The sequence below is a fragment of the Anaerovibrio lipolyticus LB2005 genome (assembly GCF_000621545.1).
GTDB lineage: Bacteria > Bacillota > Negativicutes > Selenomonadales > Selenomonadaceae > Anaerovibrio > Anaerovibrio lipolyticus_A.
Window position 1 is genome coordinate 46,881 of the sequence record NZ_JHYA01000010.1, and the last position, 15,861, is coordinate 62,741.

Annotated in this window: 13 protein-coding genes; all 13 read right to left on the reverse strand. The window is 44.8% G+C overall.

The features are described 5' to 3' along the window. Positions 1 to 102: 102 nt before the first annotated feature. A complete protein-coding gene (secA, locus tag T355_RS0108515) occupies positions 103 to 2,649 on the reverse strand; it encodes a preprotein translocase subunit SecA (RefSeq protein ID WP_027397387.1) in 2,547 nt (848 codons plus the stop codon). Positions 2,650 to 2,876: 227 nt separating this feature from the next. Further along, the gene (gene hpf, locus T355_RS0108520; RefSeq protein ID WP_027397388.1) at positions 2,877 to 3,425 is read right to left on the reverse strand and encodes a ribosome hibernation-promoting factor, HPF/YfiA family; all 549 of its coding nucleotides are present in this window, start codon (positions 3,423 to 3,425) and stop codon (positions 2,877 to 2,879) included. Positions 3,426 to 3,584: 159 nt separating this feature from the next. Next, on the reverse strand, positions 3,585 to 3,785 hold the full coding sequence (locus T355_RS0108525) for a cold shock domain-containing protein (protein WP_027397389.1): 201 nt from the start codon (positions 3,783 to 3,785) through the stop codon (positions 3,585 to 3,587). Positions 3,786 to 4,010: 225 nt separating this feature from the next. Beyond that, a complete protein-coding gene (locus T355_RS0108530; protein ID WP_027397390.1) occupies positions 4,011 to 4,730 on the reverse strand; it encodes an amino acid ABC transporter ATP-binding protein in 720 nt (239 codons plus the stop codon). Beyond that, positions 4,727 to 5,383 carry an amino acid ABC transporter permease gene (locus T355_RS0108535; RefSeq protein ID WP_027397391.1) on the reverse strand — a complete coding sequence of 219 codons (657 nt, stop codon included), beginning with the start codon at positions 5,381 to 5,383 and terminating at the stop codon, positions 4,727 to 4,729. The genes T355_RS0108530 and T355_RS0108535 overlap by 4 nt, the downstream gene beginning before the upstream one ends. A gap of 177 nt (positions 5,384 to 5,560) precedes the next feature. Then, positions 5,561 to 6,334, reverse strand: a complete 774-nt coding sequence (locus tag T355_RS0108540) for a basic amino acid ABC transporter substrate-binding protein (RefSeq protein WP_027397392.1) — start codon at positions 6,332 to 6,334, stop codon at positions 5,561 to 5,563. 105 nt (positions 6,335 to 6,439) lie between these two features. Further along, entirely contained in the window at positions 6,440 to 6,733 is a 294-nt protein-coding gene (locus T355_RS0108545; protein ID WP_027397393.1) for a zinc-ribbon domain containing protein, read from the reverse strand. 123 nt (positions 6,734 to 6,856) lie between these two features. Continuing rightward, a complete protein-coding gene (locus T355_RS0108550; RefSeq protein WP_027397394.1) occupies positions 6,857 to 8,578 on the reverse strand; it encodes a hypothetical protein in 1,722 nt (573 codons plus the stop codon). A 134-nt stretch (positions 8,579 to 8,712) separates the two neighbouring features. Further along, on the reverse strand, positions 8,713 to 9,396 hold the full coding sequence (locus T355_RS0108560) for a glycosyltransferase family protein (protein WP_419670100.1): 684 nt from the start codon (positions 9,394 to 9,396) through the stop codon (positions 8,713 to 8,715). 1,022 nt (positions 9,397 to 10,418) lie between these two features. Continuing rightward, positions 10,419 to 11,984 carry a hypothetical protein gene (locus T355_RS14010; RefSeq protein WP_051555487.1) on the reverse strand — a complete coding sequence of 522 codons (1,566 nt, stop codon included), beginning with the start codon at positions 11,982 to 11,984 and terminating at the stop codon, positions 10,419 to 10,421. 31 nt (positions 11,985 to 12,015) lie between these two features. Continuing rightward, complete coding sequence (locus T355_RS0108570) at positions 12,016 to 13,713, reverse strand: phospho-sugar mutase (RefSeq protein WP_037330048.1); 1,698 nt, start codon at positions 13,711 to 13,713, stop codon at positions 12,016 to 12,018. Beyond that, positions 13,713 to 14,324 carry an HAD-IB family phosphatase gene (locus tag T355_RS0108575; protein ID WP_027397397.1) on the reverse strand — a complete coding sequence of 204 codons (612 nt, stop codon included), beginning with the start codon at positions 14,322 to 14,324 and terminating at the stop codon, positions 13,713 to 13,715. Before T355_RS0108575 ends, T355_RS0108570 begins: the two co-directional genes overlap by 1 nt. A 24-nt stretch (positions 14,325 to 14,348) precedes the next feature. Next, positions 14,349 to 15,818 (reverse strand): ATP-binding protein, encoded by a 1,470-nt coding sequence (locus tag T355_RS0108580; protein ID WP_027397398.1) that lies wholly within the window; start codon positions 15,816 to 15,818, stop codon positions 14,349 to 14,351. Positions 15,819 to 15,861 lie beyond the last annotated feature (43 nt).

Here is a 15,861-nt window from a genome sequence, read left to right on the forward strand (position 1 = left end):
CCTATGGAGGGACCTTCCCCAAGGGAGAAGGCTTGTAGCTAGTTGAGCTGCATCAATTGCCTTCCCCGCTGGGGAAGGTGTCAACAAAGTTGACGGATGAGGTTATTTATCACGACCACAGCAATTTTTGTACTTTTTCCCGCTGCCACATGGGCATGGGTCGTTACGGCCAATCTTCTCGCCCTTTACAACAGGCTGCTTTTTGGCTGGCTCCTGGTCCCCTTCCCCTGAGGAATGGGAGCTCTTGGCCTGGGCCAGACGCTGCTTTGCCTGCTCCTCCATGGCACGCTGCTGCTCTGGAGTTATGATATTTACGCGATACATCATGGTGGCAATATCAGTCTGAATGGCGTCAATCATGGACTGGAACATATCATGGCCCTTGATTTTGTACTCAACCAGTGGGTTACGCTGACCATAGGACAGGAGGCCAATACCCTCACGGAGCATATCCATATCATCAAGGTGCTCCATCCAATGATTATCAATAACACGAAGCATAACTATGCGCTCCAGCTCACGCATATTAGTCTCGCCAAACATCTTCTCACGAAGCTCATAGGCCTCAGTAGCCAAGTTCATCAGAGTCTCCTGAACCTCATCGCGGCTCATTTCCTCCAGCTCCTCCAGCTTCAGTCTGCCGGCTGGTGCATAAATCTGCTCTGCATCCTTAATGAGGTCCCCAAGGGTCCACTGCTCAGGATACAGCTTGGCATTGGCATACTGGTCCATTTCGGACTCGATAATCTGGCCAATCATGTGCATGATGTGCTCCTTCAGGTCCTCACCCTTCAGCACCTGCTTGCGCTCCTTGTAGATAACCTCGCGCTGCTGGTTCATAACATCATCATATTCAAGGACATGCTTACGCATATCGAAGTTACGTCCTTCAACCTTCTTCTGGGCATTCTCGATGGATTTGGTAATCATCTTGTGCTCAATAGGGTCATCCTCACCCATGCCAAGACGGTCCATAATAGAGGAAATATTCTTGGCACCGAAAAGACGGAGGAGGTCATCCTCCAAGGACAGATAGAATCTGGAATTACCAGGGTCACCCTGACGGCCGGCACGACCGCGGAGCTGATTATCAATACGGCGAGACTCGTGGCGCTCAGTACCTACGATAAAGAGACCACCAAGCTCTGGTACGCCTTCACCCAGCTTAATATCAGTACCACGACCAGCCATGTTGGTGGCAATGGTAACAGCATTCTTCTGACCAGCGTCAGCGATAATTTCTGCTTCCTTCTCATGGAACTTTGCATTCAGTACGTTATGGGAAATTCCACGCTTTCTCAGTATAGCACTGATTTCCTCAGACTGGGCAATGGATGTGGTACCAATGAGAATTGGCTGACCAGTGGCATGAATCTTCTCCACATCGTTAGCCACAGCCTTCAGCTTGGCACGACGGGTCTTATAAATAACATCCGGGAAATCCACGCGCTTAACTGGCATATTGGTAGGAACAACCACTACAGGAAGGTTATAAATCTTGATAAACTCGTCTTCCTCAGTCTTGGCAGTACCAGTCATGCCACCCAGCTTCTTGTACATACGGAAGTAGTTCTGGAAGGTGATGGAAGCCAGAGTCTGGGACTGACGGCGAACCTCCAGACCTTCCTTGGCCTCAATAGCCTGATGCAAGCCATCGGAATAACGGCGGCCCTCCATAAGACGGCCTGTAAATTCATCAACGATAACGATTTCGTCATCCTTAACCACATAATCACGGTCACGCTTCATAAGAGCCTTGGCACGAAGAGCAGCAGTGAAGCAGTGGGACATTTCAATATTCTCGGAATCGTACATATTATTTACGCCCAGGAACTTCTCCACCTTGGAAACTGCACCCTCAGATGGAGCAACAGTCTTCTGCTTCTCATCCACGGTGTAGTCCTCACCGGCCTTCAGGATTTCAACAGCCTTGGCCATACGGGTATACATATCAGTAGACTTGGTACCGGCACCGGAAATAATCAGTGGGGTTCTGGCCTCATCGATAAGGATACTATCCACCTCATCCACAATGGCAAAGTTCAGCTCACGCTGTACCATCTGATTAATATCTACCACCATGTTATCACGGAGGTAATCAAAGCCATACTCGTTGTTGGTACCAAAGGTAATATCACAGCTATATGCGAATTTACGCTCAGGGAAGTCCATATCATGCTTGATAAGACCTACACTAAGACCCAGGAAGTTATAAAGACGTCCCATCCACTCACTATCGCGCTTTGCCAAATAGTCGTTGACGGTAACCATGTGAACGCCCTTGCCAGTAAGTGCATTAAGATATACTGGCAATGTTGCCACCAGTGTCTTACCTTCACCGGTACGCATCTCTGCAATTTTGCCCTCATGAAGGCAGATACCACCAATCATCTGAACATCAAAATGTCTCATGCCCAGCACACGACGGGAGGCCTCACGAACTACGGCAAATGCCTCAGGAAGAATATCATCCAGGGTCTCACCATTGGCAAGACGCTCCTTAAATTTCTCTGTATGTTTAACAAGGGAGGAGTCGCTAAGCTCGGTCAATTCTTCTTCATAAGAATTAATCTGGTCCACGATTGCTCTCATTCGTTTTATTTCTTTTTCATTATTGTCGCCTAAAAATCTTTTAAAGATGCCTAACAACAAAACTCACTCCTAACAAATTGGATATGTGCGCATAAAAACACCTTTTAACAGTTTATCAAACTATCCTATATAAGTCAAAAGAAAGGATTATATTTTATATATGTAAGAAAACAAATAACAGTAAAAAGGCCGCTGCCCGCACGACCTACGAGCAACGGCCCCTTCTATGATTTACCGATCCTACAACCGGCAAAAATCTTTGTTAAGCTCTTGTCCGCTATTCTCTATCTGTTATCGGACTCGATCAAGCCATACTTACCATCGGAACGACGATAAACTACGTTGACTTCCTCAGTATCAGCGTCACGGAATACAAAGAAGTCATGGTTCAAAAGGTTCATCTGCATAATAGCCTCTTGGACGTCCATAGGCTTTACAATAAACTTCTTGCGCTTAACGATTGGATAATCGTCTTCCTCATCCTCTACACGAGCCTGAGCAGCATTGGCAGCGAATGCTTCATCCAGCAGAGTGCCATCACGGAAGCGGCGCTGCATCTTGGTCTTATGCTTATGTATCTGGCGTTCCAGCTTTTCAATGACCAAGTCAATAGAGGCATACATGTCATGGGAGGCTTCCTCGCCCCGGAGGAGTACGCCCTGGACAGGAACGGTAACCTCAACGAGATGACGGTCCTTTAAGACGCTGAGTAATACAGAAATTTCGCCAACCGAATCGAAGTATCTGGTAATCTTACCGATTCTCTTTTCCACATAATCTCTCAGGGCTGGGGTAATCTCTACATTTTTACCTCTGATAGTGAATGTTGTCATACTAACATCCCCTTTCCATTTTCTATGATTATATTATTCGCCATTGTAAGGAAAAACCCTTTTATTTAATTTCAAAATTCAATTAACTATATTTTTTCCACTTTAAAAGGTGTCCCGGAATCACTTCCAGAACACCTTGTGATTTGCAGTATATAAGAATTAGGCCTGCTTAACAACATTGGCTGCCTGAGGACCACGAGCACCCTCAACGATCTCGAATTCCACAGCCTGACCCTCGTTGAGAGTCTTGAAGCCTTCATCTACAATTGCGGAGAAATGTACGAAGATATCGTCGCCACCCTCGCGCTCGATAAATCCATAACCCTTTTCAGCACTAAACCACTTAACCTTACCTGTCATTTTTGAAACCTCCTAGAAATCCACGGTTAAAAACCGTTAAAACTTACTCTTTCAATATATCACCTATAGTTGGCAGGCGCAACTATTTTAGCAAGAAGAATTTAACCCCCGAATACTCTTTTTGCAAAAAAAAATTAATGGCTAATCAATATTATATAATTAATATAGGCTTAGCCATTAATTTTAAATTTTTTATATGGTTCTGCAAGAATTTTTGTAAAATTCTCACAAAATTTTTGAGAAGAATAATCTGGTTCTTTCTTCCTTTGGATTATCAAAGACTTCCTTTGGAGGTCCCTGCTCAATAATCTGCCCCTCATCCACAAAGAGGAGTCTGTCCCCCACCTCCCGGGCAAAGCCCATCTCATGGGTGACAATAGCCATGGTCATGCCCTTATCTGCCAATGACTTCATAACATCCAGTACCTCTTTTACCATCTCAGGATCAAGGGCTGAGGTTGGCTCATCAAACAGCATTACCTTAGGCTTCATGGCCAAGGCTCTGGCAATGGCCACACGCTGCTGCTGACCGCCGGAAAGCTGTGGTGGATAAGCCCCAGCCTTATCGGCAAGGCCAACCTGGTTTAACAGCTCCATGGCAGTCTTTTCTGCCTCTTCCTTGGAAATCTTGCGAACCTTCATCGGTGCAAGGGTAATATTCTGCAAAACCGTCATGTGGGGAAACAGATTAAAGCGCTGGAAAACCATGCCTATTTCCTCACGGGCCTTGTTAATATTTGCCTCACCATTCAGCTCGATACCGTCCACAACCACCTTGCCGGAGGTTGGCTCCTCCAACATGTTCATGCAACGAAGAAGGGTACTTTTACCGGAGCCTGACGGGCCGATAATAACCACAACTTCCTTTGGATTAATATGCAAATTTATTCCTTTTAATACTTCGTGATCCTCAAAGGATTTCCGCAAATCTTTAATATCTATCATGATGTCTTCAACCTCTTCTCCATATATGCCACCAGACGGGAAATTGCCAGAGTCATTACCAAATAAATAACGGCTACACTAAGCCAGATCTCCAGGGAACCGTAAGTTCTGGCAATAATGAGCTGACCGCGACGGGTGAGCTCCTCAAAGCCGATAACGGAAACCAAGGAGGAATCCTTCAGCAGGGCAATAAACTCATTGCCCAGAGGTGGAACAATATTCTTGAAGGCCTGAGGCACAATAATATAGCGCATGGTCTGAACCCAGGTCATACCCAAGGAACGCCCAGCTTCCATCTGTCCCTTGTCAATGGCCTGAATACCAGCACGGAAGATTTCTGCCACATAAGCGCCAGAGTTAATACCACAGGCAGTTATGGCTGCCACAAATGGGTCCACACGCTGATCCAGCATTAAAGGCAGGGCAAAATAAATCAGGAAAATTTGCACCAAAAGAGGTGTGCCCCGCAAAAAGTCAATATACACTGCTGCCAGCATACGGAGAGGAGTCACATGGGAAATGCGGGCAATACCCACAAACATACCGATAATCATACCCAGTCCCACTGACAGGGCTGTAATCTTAATAGTAATACCCGCACCCAACAAAAGCAGCGGGAAGGATTGTATTACCAAGTCAAAATTAAAACTCATGTTAATTCACCCGACCAATCTAAAAATGTATTTTTGCAAAATCATAAAATAATTATACATTGTTTGTGAATATTTTTCCATACTTGGTCAAAAAATATTTTCACTTAATCATATCAAAGAAAAAGGCTGCCGCATATGATATGCACGCCATACGCAACAGCCTCTGTAAATATTTAATTATTTTTTGTTGCCAAACCACTTAGCGTAAATCTGGTCGTACTTGCCGTTATCCTTCAGCTTCTTCAAAGCCTCGTTAATCTTGGTCTGGAGCTCAGCATTATTCTTGTTGATAGCCATACCATAATCCTCAGAGGTTAAAAGCTCGGAAAGAACCTTTACATTCTCATTCTTGGACTCAACAATATATCTGTCGTTTACAGGGCGGTCATTGATAACTGCATCAACGCCCTTGGCATTCAGCTCAATAAAGGTATCAGCAGAGGAGTTCAGCTCCTTTACCTCAGCACTTCCCAGCTTCTTGGCCTCAGTAGCGGAGGTGGTACCAATCTGAACTGCAATCTTCTTGCCCTTCAAATCCTGGAAGCCCTTGATGGAATCATCACTCTTGGCAACCATAATGGAAAGACCGGATTTATAATAAGGATCGGAGAAAAGAACCTTCTGCTTACGCTCATCGTTGATGGTCATACCAGAAATGATAACATCAATGTTGCCTGCCTCCAGGGATGGAATCAGACCATCGAATGCTACATTGTTAATCTCAACCTTGTAGCCCATTTCCTCACCGATAGCACGGATGAGATCCATATCGAAGCCCTCATAGGCACTAGGATCAGCACCCTGGAACTCAAATGGAGCAAAGTCAGCGTTGGTGCCAACCTTCAGAACCTTCTCACCTTCAGCAGCCTTTTTTTCACCGCCGCAACCTGCTACCATAGCCATAACAGCCATCAAGGCAGCCATGCAAAGCACTAAAATTTTCTTTGACATGTTTAAATTTCCTCCTTGTGAATCAAAGTTAAACATTTTATGTACAAGAGAAGCCCGAAGAAATATATTCCCGGGCTTCTTCGCCATAACAAATTCAGTTAAAAATTAAGCATTCTTTTTTGCCTGGAAGCAGTCACGGCAATATACTGGACGGTCGTTCTTTGGCTCGAATGGAACCTCAGTCTCCTTACCGCACTCAGCGCATACTACAGTGAACATCTGACGCTGCTCTCTGGCGCCCTCGCCATCACGGCTGCGACGTCTCTTGTCGCGGCAATCGCGGCAACGTACAGGCTTGTTCTCAAAGCCCTTCTCTGCATAAAATTCCTGCTCCCCTGCGCTAAAGATGAACTCCTTGCCACAGTCCTTACATGTTAAAGTCTCGTCTACAAAAGCCATTAAAAAAATCCCCCATAATTCTGATTTGACATCCCACTGTACTCTTACTACTTACCTAATTTCAGGTGGTCAAAGAGACATCCTTACCCGTCAAGTATATATGTAAAAAAGAAAAAAAGCAAGCTAAACTTTACAATAGCAATCCCAAATTTGCTTAAATTTATTCTCCATATCCGCCATATACGACTTATTGTCCATTAGAGGCGATATTCGTATCATTTTTGGCAAATCATTGTGCAATTCATTCAATTTGTCCGCCTGCCGCCCCAGCTGCACCGCCTTGCTGACATAAGCCCGCTGTCCATCGCTTATAAGCTCCGGCAACCCGGCTGCCTTAAGAATGGTTTCTCCGTATCTGGAGCCATGGCTGTGTCCCTTAAGGGAAATAACCGGCACTCCCATATACAGGGCATCACAAGTAGTAAGGCCACCACAATATGGCGAAGTATCCAAAGCAATGTCTATATCGCGATACTGGGCGAGATAGTCCGGACTAAAGGGCCGCAACTCCAGCTTTTCCGGATTTCCCCCAATGCGACGGAACCGCTCACGAATAATATTCTGTCCGGATTCCACACTACAGGTCTTGTTCTTGATTACCAGCTTGGAGGGAACACTCTCCAATATATTGCGCCACATCAGCAGTATATCATCGGTAACCTTGGCAAAATTATTGAAACAGCCATAAGTCACATAGCCATTGGTTTTAACTGGGGCATCACAGCCCTCTGCCTTTATGCTCCGCAATATCTCAGGAGCAAAGCACAGGTGACACCCATCCAGCTTCAGCAGCTTTTCCCTAAAATTAAGCTGATCCCCCACATCGGGACAACAGGTGGTATCCGTCAGAAAATAATCTACAGCACTAAGGCCGGTGGTATTAATGTACCCAATGCCGGAAATCTGCACAGGAGCAGGACGATATCCCAAAACAGGCAGGCAATTATTCTGACTGTGACCGGACAAATCTACCAAAATATCAATTCGGTCATCAAAAATCTGCTTTGCCACATGGCGACTACTCTTGCCATGCATATCACGCCAAACATCAGGCATTTTTTTAAACCGCTGTGTAATATGATCAGCCTTGCCGGTGGAATATGCGTATATTTTAAATTCATTGCGGTTGGCATCCCTTAAAAGGGGCGTAAAAAAATATGCCGCCGCATGCTGACGAAAGTCCGGAGAAATATACCCTATCCTCAGAGAATGATTTTTCCGCCGTTTCTCCCGATCATGAGGAAACTTAACTTCCGTTCTCAGAAGATGCTCAAACTGTTTATGCTGCTCAAGCTGCTGCTTGTTTCCACTGTCCCGATAGTTTGTCAAAAACAGGGCCTTACTGTGATACATAGCCTTTTTCTTAATATCTGACACCGTACGGCTGGCATTAAAGGTAGCTGCTGCCGCCTTATCCGCATAGCCCGCCAGCAAACAGGTGTCGGCATAAAAAGCATAGCCTCTTTCAATTATCCTATTGCTGATTTCTCCCCATATTCCCTTGCCTACACTGACATTAAACCGCTTAAAGAGCTGCTCGTAGGCCTCCATGGCCTTGTCCAGAATAAATTGGGCACCATAAAAGGCCGCCGTGGCAAAAAGGCCTCTCAGATTTGCCCTAAGGGCATTTTGCTGAGAATCAAGGTGCCACAGCTGGTTCAGTGCCGCTTCGGCGGTATCAAAGTCCTCCATATAAACTGAAGCCTCTGCTACCAAAGCCCAGCCTTCAGGATTATTCAGATTTGCATCCAAAAGCTCCCGGCCACAGGCCCTCATGTTGGAAAAATTACCTTCCTCCAAAAAATTCTCTGCCTGCCTGGACCAGGAAAAATCCTTTTCATTCATGCCCAAGTTCTACACCATCCAAATAATGCACTAAAACAACATTTTCATAAGAATATTGTCATCAATTTTTTTATTCACTAAAAATATTATTCGCTGAAAACTAATAAAATCCTTTATCATCTTTATCACATTCTTCAAATTTCAGGATTTAACTCTCCACCGTACTCCTTCAAGAATATTTTCTGGTATTTTTTATATGATGGATCCAGAGGCTTCTCCTTTGGACAATGAATACACCAAAAATCATCCTCCTGCTGTGGTACCACCACCCTATAGCCGTGACGCCACATTTCCATGGATTGGGCAATTTCATAAAAATGCCAGCCAGTAAACAAATCCTCCCGCCATGGCAAATCCACCTGGGTGGCAAAGAGCAATCCATCCACAGCATCCACATCCACATAAGCTCCGTCAATATCCCGACAGGTGCTGTCCACCACGCTTTCAGCCTCACAGGCGTGAAGCACTCGTCCCACGGTACGCAGGCCATCCCACCATATACCGCTCTTTGGCAGCTTCCTTGCGCCAATAACCCCCAGGGCCCCAACAGCTTTATCCTTAAATATATTGAGCAAATCACCAATAAAATTCTTGTTGGCAATAAAGGTATCCTGATGGATATAAACCTTGTATTTGGCATCCGTCTGCTTCATCCCCATGTTGTAGCCATGGCACATGGACTCGGCCCCCCGTACAGGTATAAGCTCCACCTTCATTCCTTCAGGCACCTTTAAATTTTTAATATACAGCTGGCACTCATCGTACCAGTCTTCTTTGTTTACACAAGTAATAAAGGCAATCTTTTGTTCAGGAGAAATATCCGCTATAGCGGAAGACTCTGTTATCGGTGCCTTATTCCGTACTGCTGAACACTCAGCTGACTTTTCCGTTGAAGCTCCCACTGACTTTTCCGCTAAGCATTCTTCACCAGGAGGAATATACAGCACCTCCAGTGCTCTTACAAAGGTATCTGCCCATTCCCCATGGCCCATACGCTGAAGCTGAAAAACAAAGTTTTCTGCAAAAGCCGTTCTATGAATAATAGCCTGCTTTACAAAATCTGCCACATATTCCGGGAAAATCATATTTTGCTCAAAGAGCTGCCACAGCCTTTCCGTATTTTCCGCCACATCAATGCCATACTCAATGCGACGAAGGCGATTAGACAGCTCCCGACGTATTTCCTTGGTATAGAGCTTTTTCAGGGCAATAATCTCCCCAATGGATTTAGTGGCCTGTACCAGCCATGTCCGCACCCCTAAATCATTGGAATGATTTTCAAACCCCATATTTTCCAGTCTGCCTATAAAATCCACATCCACCTTAGAGCCGTCATCAGCCGGCAAGAAAGAGGCATCCTTATAAAAGGAAGCCGCCAAGAGGGACAGCATTTCGTCCCTGGTAAATACATGGGTGCATACATGATAAAAATGCCCCCCCATTAAGTCGCGGATATTTTTCCAATAGCGGGCATTGGTAAAGGAGGTCAAAAGACGTCCCGTGTCCTTTAAATAAAGTCCCAGCCCCGAAGCAATATCCTGAGGATTCCAGGCCTCCAAAAACAGCTCCTCACCTAAAATAATATCGAAATATTCTTCCTCCAAAGGCAGCTTCTCACCGAGGTAATTCACCGTAACCCAACGAATTTCCATATCCTGAAATTCTTCATCCTGGGGCAGGTCCTCATCTGCTGCCACCACAAAAAGCTCCGCCCGTGGCATCAGCGAGCGAAGCTTATGAATGTATTCCACATTTTCAATGAGTAGTACCTTCAGAGGTTCCTCCGTCTCATGTATAAAGTTAAGTAAGCAAAGTGCCTTTTCTTCAGTCATTTTTCTACCTATTCCATTAAGCGGTGGTATAACTTCTCCACCTGGGCAGCATATCCCTGTTCATCCATCAAAGGGGAGTTCTTCACCATATCCCGCAGCTGAAAGCGCAAATCGCACAAAATATCAGGATTATTGCCCAAAGCCGCAGCAATTTCCACATATTCCTCGGCATTATCCGCAGCCATATCCCCAAGGCCCACGTTCATCAACATACTATAGCCAAAGCGCTGGCCCCTGCTGGCACCGTATAGGCTTACCACAGGAACCCCCATGTACATGGCTTCAAAGGTGGTCATTCCCCCAGTATAAGGAAAGGTATCCAAAGCTATATCCATATCGCCATATTGGTTAAGATAATCCTGGCTAAAAGGACGAAGCTCCACCCGCTTAGGTGAAATACCACATTTTTCCAGCCGTTTCTCCATATATACACGACCGCTCTCACTATCAAACAGCTTATGCTTTAAGAGAAGTTTGCTATGGGGTACCTTATTTAAAATATTACCCCAAAGCTGAAGCATATCATCAGTAACCTTGCTGAAATTATTAAAGCAGCCAAAGGTTATAAAGCCATTTTTCTTCCACGGACTCTCCACAACCTCCGGCATTTTTTTAAATAAATGGAAGCAGAAATGACTTCCCTTTACAGCCAGAAGTCGTTCCACATAAGCATCCTGCTTTTCAGAGATGCAGCAATACTCATCCCCCAGCACGTAATCCACGGCCTTCATACCGGTACTTCCCACCCAGCCAATGGCTGACAGCTGAATTTTAGCCGGCTTGTAGGCCAGAACCGGCAACATATTATTGGAGGTATGCCCCCCCAAATCCACCAATATGTCTATTTCATCAATATAAATCTGACGGGCGATTTTATCATGGCTCCAGCCATAAACCTGGCGCCACACGTCAGCCTTTTCACGGAAGGCCTTGGTCACTGAATCCTCACCCTTATTTCCGCAGTAGCAGAAAATCTGGAAATCCTTGCCATTGGCCTTATCCACCAAGGGCCACAGCAATGATGACACAGGATGCTGCTGATAATCACTGGAAAGATAGCCTATGCGGATGCGATGATGGTTCCAACGCTTTTCAGAAACGGAGCCCACATCCCCCTCGGACAGCAATGCATCATAGCCGGAGTAAAGGACACGCCAAAACTCCCTGTCAGTATTTGGCAGGGATGCCGCCGCAAATATGGCGTTACTGTATTCCACCAGCCGCTGACGCCAATCTGTTTCCGTCTCCACCGATTGCAGAAAGCTCTCCACAGCCTTATCTGCCCGGCCGACGGTATTATAGGCCTGTCCCAGCAAGCTGTACATCGTACCCTTTAATTCAGGCTCATCCTCACAGCCACTTTTCTCCAGCTGCTCCAATATGGACAGCTCCCCCAGCACATCCTCAAGGGAACGCTTTATATACGCCCCCAAAAGCTGTGCCTTGGAAACCTGGGAGCCCCCTGCATCCAGCAGAGCCCCCATGGCATTATCCGCCTCCTGGAACCGCCCCATTTTCCATAGGTCATGAATCTTGATATAAAGTTTCCAACATTCCTTGCTCATTTCCGCCATAAAATTCACCCATCACAAAATGATTTCAAAACTAAACCGAAGCCACCAGCTTTCCGCAGGCCTCAGCTATCTCCTTCTCCACAACCTCTGCCAATTCCCTGTTATCTGCACTGACACTAAGGTAAATCTTCAGTTTAGGCTCCGTACCGCTAGGACGTACCACAAAGGAAATATTATTTTCCAGCTTAATCTTCAGCACATTGGATTTAGGAAGTCCATTCAGTCCATGGCTGTAATCCTCAACCCTAACCACCTTCCTGCCAGCAAACTCATCGCCTTCACCAATATGCTGACGGGTATAGTCCATAATGGCTTTCATTCTGTCCATGCCCGTTGGCCCCTCAAATTTGTAGCTATGGAGAGTATTCAGGCAATAGCCGTATTTAGCATACAATTCTGCCAGCTTATCCAAAAGGGATATGCCCTGACTCTTGTAGAAGCTGAACATCTCACAAATCATGTAGGCACCGTCCACGCCGTCCTTGTCCCGGACGTAACCACCGGTTAGATAGCCATAGCTTTCCTCAAAGCCAAATACATATCTGTCTTCTTCTCCACGCCCCTCTAAAATTCCTATCTGTTCGCCAATAAATTTAAAACCAGTTAAAACATTTATGGTTTCAAGGCCATAATCCGCTGCAATTCTGTCTGCCATATCAATGGTAACAATGGTCTTTAAAAGTAGTGGTTTTTCAGGCATGGTGCCGTGCTTTTTCCGCTGGGAGCAAATGTAATCCAGCAAAAGCAGCCCTACCTCATTGCCGCTAAGGAGCTGATAATCTCCATTTTTATCCTTCACTGCAATCCCCACACGGTCGCAATCCGGATCCGTAGCCAACATTAGATCCGCCCCCGTCTTCTGGCAATACTCAATGCCTAAAGCCAAGGCCTCCTTGATTTCAGGATTTGGATATGGGCAGGTTGGGAAGCTGCCATCTGGCTTTTTCTGTTCCTCCACCAAGGTAATATTGGTGTAGCCCTCCTCCTTTAAAATGCGGGTCACTGGCTCAAGGCCAGTACCATTTAAAGGAGAATAAACAATGGATACATTTTTGTCTATGGCATCCCCATAAAGAACGGACTGATTCTTCACTTCCTGCAGGAAGCTGTCAAAAACCGCTTCATCTATATAAGTAATTTTTCGTGAATCCAAACCGCTGTCAAATGACTCGTTATGCACTCCGTCAAAAATATCCACCTCTTCAATGGCTTCCAAAATTTCAGCAGCTGCTTTAGTAGTAATCTGACAACCATCATGGCCGTAGACCTTATAGCCATTATACTGAGATGGATTGTGGGATGCAGTTATCATAACCCCTGCACTGGTTCCCAAATACCGCACAGCATAGGAAACAGTAGGCACTGGTAATAGACGGTTCCAGATAAAGACCTTCACCCCGTTGGCAGCAAAAACCCCAGCCGCCACCTTGGCAAAAAGCTCTGAATTTATACGTGAATCATAACCAATAGCCACACTGGCCTCTTTGCCGTACTCTTTACGCAAATAAGCCGCCAATCCCTGACTTGCCTTGGACACAGTATGAATATTCATGCGGTTGGTGCCTGCACCGATTACCCCACGAAGTCCCCCTGTTCCAAAGGCCAGATTCTTGTAAAAGCTGTCCTCAATCTGTGCCTCATCATAGCCCTTCAGCTCACTCTGTAAACTATCGTCAGCCCTCTCCAGCCAACGCTCATATTCTGCTTTGTAATCTTTTTTTGTTGTCATTAAAATCTTCCTTTACACAACTGCCTAAGCAGCACACACAATTCCTTTTCCTCAAATACCACATAATCTGCCACAGCCACAGCAGCCGGAGCCGGACTATGGGTAAGTCCGGAAGCAATCGCCACATCTGCCATGCGCATAGCCTCCACATCATTGTTGCCATCCCCCACAAAAACGACCCTATGGCCCTCTGCTTTGTACCGCTGCACCAAATCTTCCTTCTTTAAAATTTCAACAATCCTTGCAACCTGATTATTTTCCGTTTCTCCCAAGGAACAAAAGCATTCACAGCCAATTTTCTTAGCCAAATCTTCTATCCAGCAGTTCAGATTCCCTGTGGCAATGCTGCACATATCCACATTATTTTGAATAAATCTCACCAGATCACCATATACTTCCACCTGGCTAAGCAACTGATTTATTTTACTTACAGGCAGCTTCCCCAATATATCCACCCGCTGAATAAAGGATTCAATAAAGGGCACCTCACCAGCCACTGTGGCTCGAGTCAATTCTTCTATTTTTTCCTCAACCTTAAAATGCCTTGCTATAAGCGGCAAGGTTTCTTCCTTGGTAATCGTACCATCCAAATCAAAAATGAATTTTGTCATTAATACCTCGACTTAAATTTAGGTTTATTCACTATAAAACAACTGATTAGAACTCTTAGGCTTATCTGGAATAGTCATTTTTATTATTCCTCTGTCCACCAATGGCATTACATGGGTCTGAATTGCATAAGTCACCGAGCTCAACCCCAAAAATTCACATATTTCCCGCCTGGTTCTGGGTGTTTTACAAAACAAAATAAGGTTACTATTACCAAGGTCCCCATCATCTTTAAGTCCCACATTTTGATTGGAATAGGCACTTTTTCCATCCCTATATAATTTTACAACAAAACTGCCTCTTTCATCCAAAAATTCAGGTTGAGGTAATTTATATTGCTGCATTGCCTTTCGAATAGTAGGAATACCAGAATAGCGGTTTTCTGTAATTTTTAATGTTTCCAGTACAGAGGCAATAACCGGATTTCTTGTATCTGGTTGTACTTTTCCCAGTTGGCCAACTTTAATTCTCCCATATAATCCACCAGGATTTTTGATTTCCATTCTATCTGCGTACATTACAATTTGGATGGGCATTCCCTCTGTGTGAAAGCTATAATCTCTGTGTACCAATGCGTTGACAATCGCTTCCCTTACTGCTGTAAGCGGATAATCTGTTTTATCCTCACGCTTTCCAGTTTCAGGATTGATAATCGTTTTTTCCCGCATATTTCTATGCACAAACTGCATAGCACCATCCAACATCTCCGAAATATTCCCCTCTATGCGCTGATTATCAATAAAGCGTTCTCCCTGTTCCCCCACTTCACCCACTTCACCCATTTCTGTACCAGGAACAACAGTGGCAATGATACATAATTGTGGGAAATACGCCTGGGGATATGGACTGAAATTCATCACCGTACTAAATGTTATTTTATCATTTCTCTTTATACTCATTAACTCATATATTTCCTCATCCGGTATTGCCGACAAATGAGGCTTATTTTTTTTCAGCAAATTAATATATTCAGCTACGCGCTCTTGATTTAATGAAGCAAAAGTGGCTCTTTCAATAACTCTAATATCATCCTGATATTTTTTTCGATAGGCTTCATAGCTATAGATTCCATATTCAGTCATTGGCTCGTCACTATCCCCCACCCTGATAAACGAACCTTTTAATCTGCCTTTTCCTTTATAAAACACAGGCCTTTCTGTAATATCTGCTCCCGGTATTTCAGCGGACAGAAATATTTTTTCGTTTTTTTCAACGACTGTAAATAGCGGCCTCACAGCCGGTTCCATCTGCAAGCACTGCTCGTTCACTTTTTTCTGCAAATCCTGTGGGTCGTATATACCAACTTCTTTAAATCCCTGTGTTTCATCAACACCAAAAATAATTATTCCGCCCTCATCCTGATTGGAAAAACTTGACAATGTATCATACAAACGCTTAGGGCATCCACCTGCGGCACTCTTGACTTCCAAATTTGATGTTTCACATTTTATTTTCTGCAACATCTCTAATTTTTCAAATAATTCTTCAGTTGTCATTTTAGTTTCTCCTTTCTCTATTTGCTATTCTATCAATATTTTT

Coding starts and splice junctions, on each gene's coding strand:
- hpf (WP_027397388.1), bottom strand. CDS start 3,425: ATGACAACATTCACTATCAGAGGTAAAAATGTAGAGATTACCCCAGCC.
- T355_RS0108535 (WP_027397391.1), bottom strand. CDS start 5,383: ATGAGTTTTAATTTTGACTTGGTAATACAATCCTTCCCGCTGCTTTTG.
- T355_RS0108530 (WP_027397390.1), bottom strand. CDS start 4,730: ATGATAGATATTAAAGATTTGCGGAAATCCTTTGAGGATCACGAAGTA.
- T355_RS0108540 (WP_027397392.1), bottom strand. CDS start 6,334: ATGTCAAAGAAAATTTTAGTGCTTTGCATGGCTGCCTTGATGGCTGTT.
- T355_RS0108525 (WP_027397389.1), bottom strand. CDS start 3,785: ATGACAGGTAAGGTTAAGTGGTTTAGTGCTGAAAAGGGTTATGGATTT.
- T355_RS0108545 (WP_027397393.1), bottom strand. CDS start 6,733: ATGGCTTTTGTAGACGAGACTTTAACATGTAAGGACTGTGGCAAGGAG.
- T355_RS0108550 (WP_027397394.1), bottom strand. CDS start 8,578: ATGAATGAAAAGGATTTTTCCTGGTCCAGGCAGGCAGAGAATTTTTTG.
- T355_RS0108580 (WP_027397398.1), bottom strand. CDS start 15,818: ATGACAACTGAAGAATTATTTGAAAAATTAGAGATGTTGCAGAAAATA.
- T355_RS14010 (WP_051555487.1), bottom strand. CDS start 11,984: ATGGCGGAAATGAGCAAGGAATGTTGGAAACTTTATATCAAGATTCAT.
- T355_RS0108570 (WP_037330048.1), bottom strand. CDS start 13,713: ATGACAACAAAAAAAGATTACAAAGCAGAATATGAGCGTTGGCTGGAG.
- T355_RS0108575 (WP_027397397.1), bottom strand. CDS start 14,324: ATGACAAAATTCATTTTTGATTTGGATGGTACGATTACCAAGGAAGAA.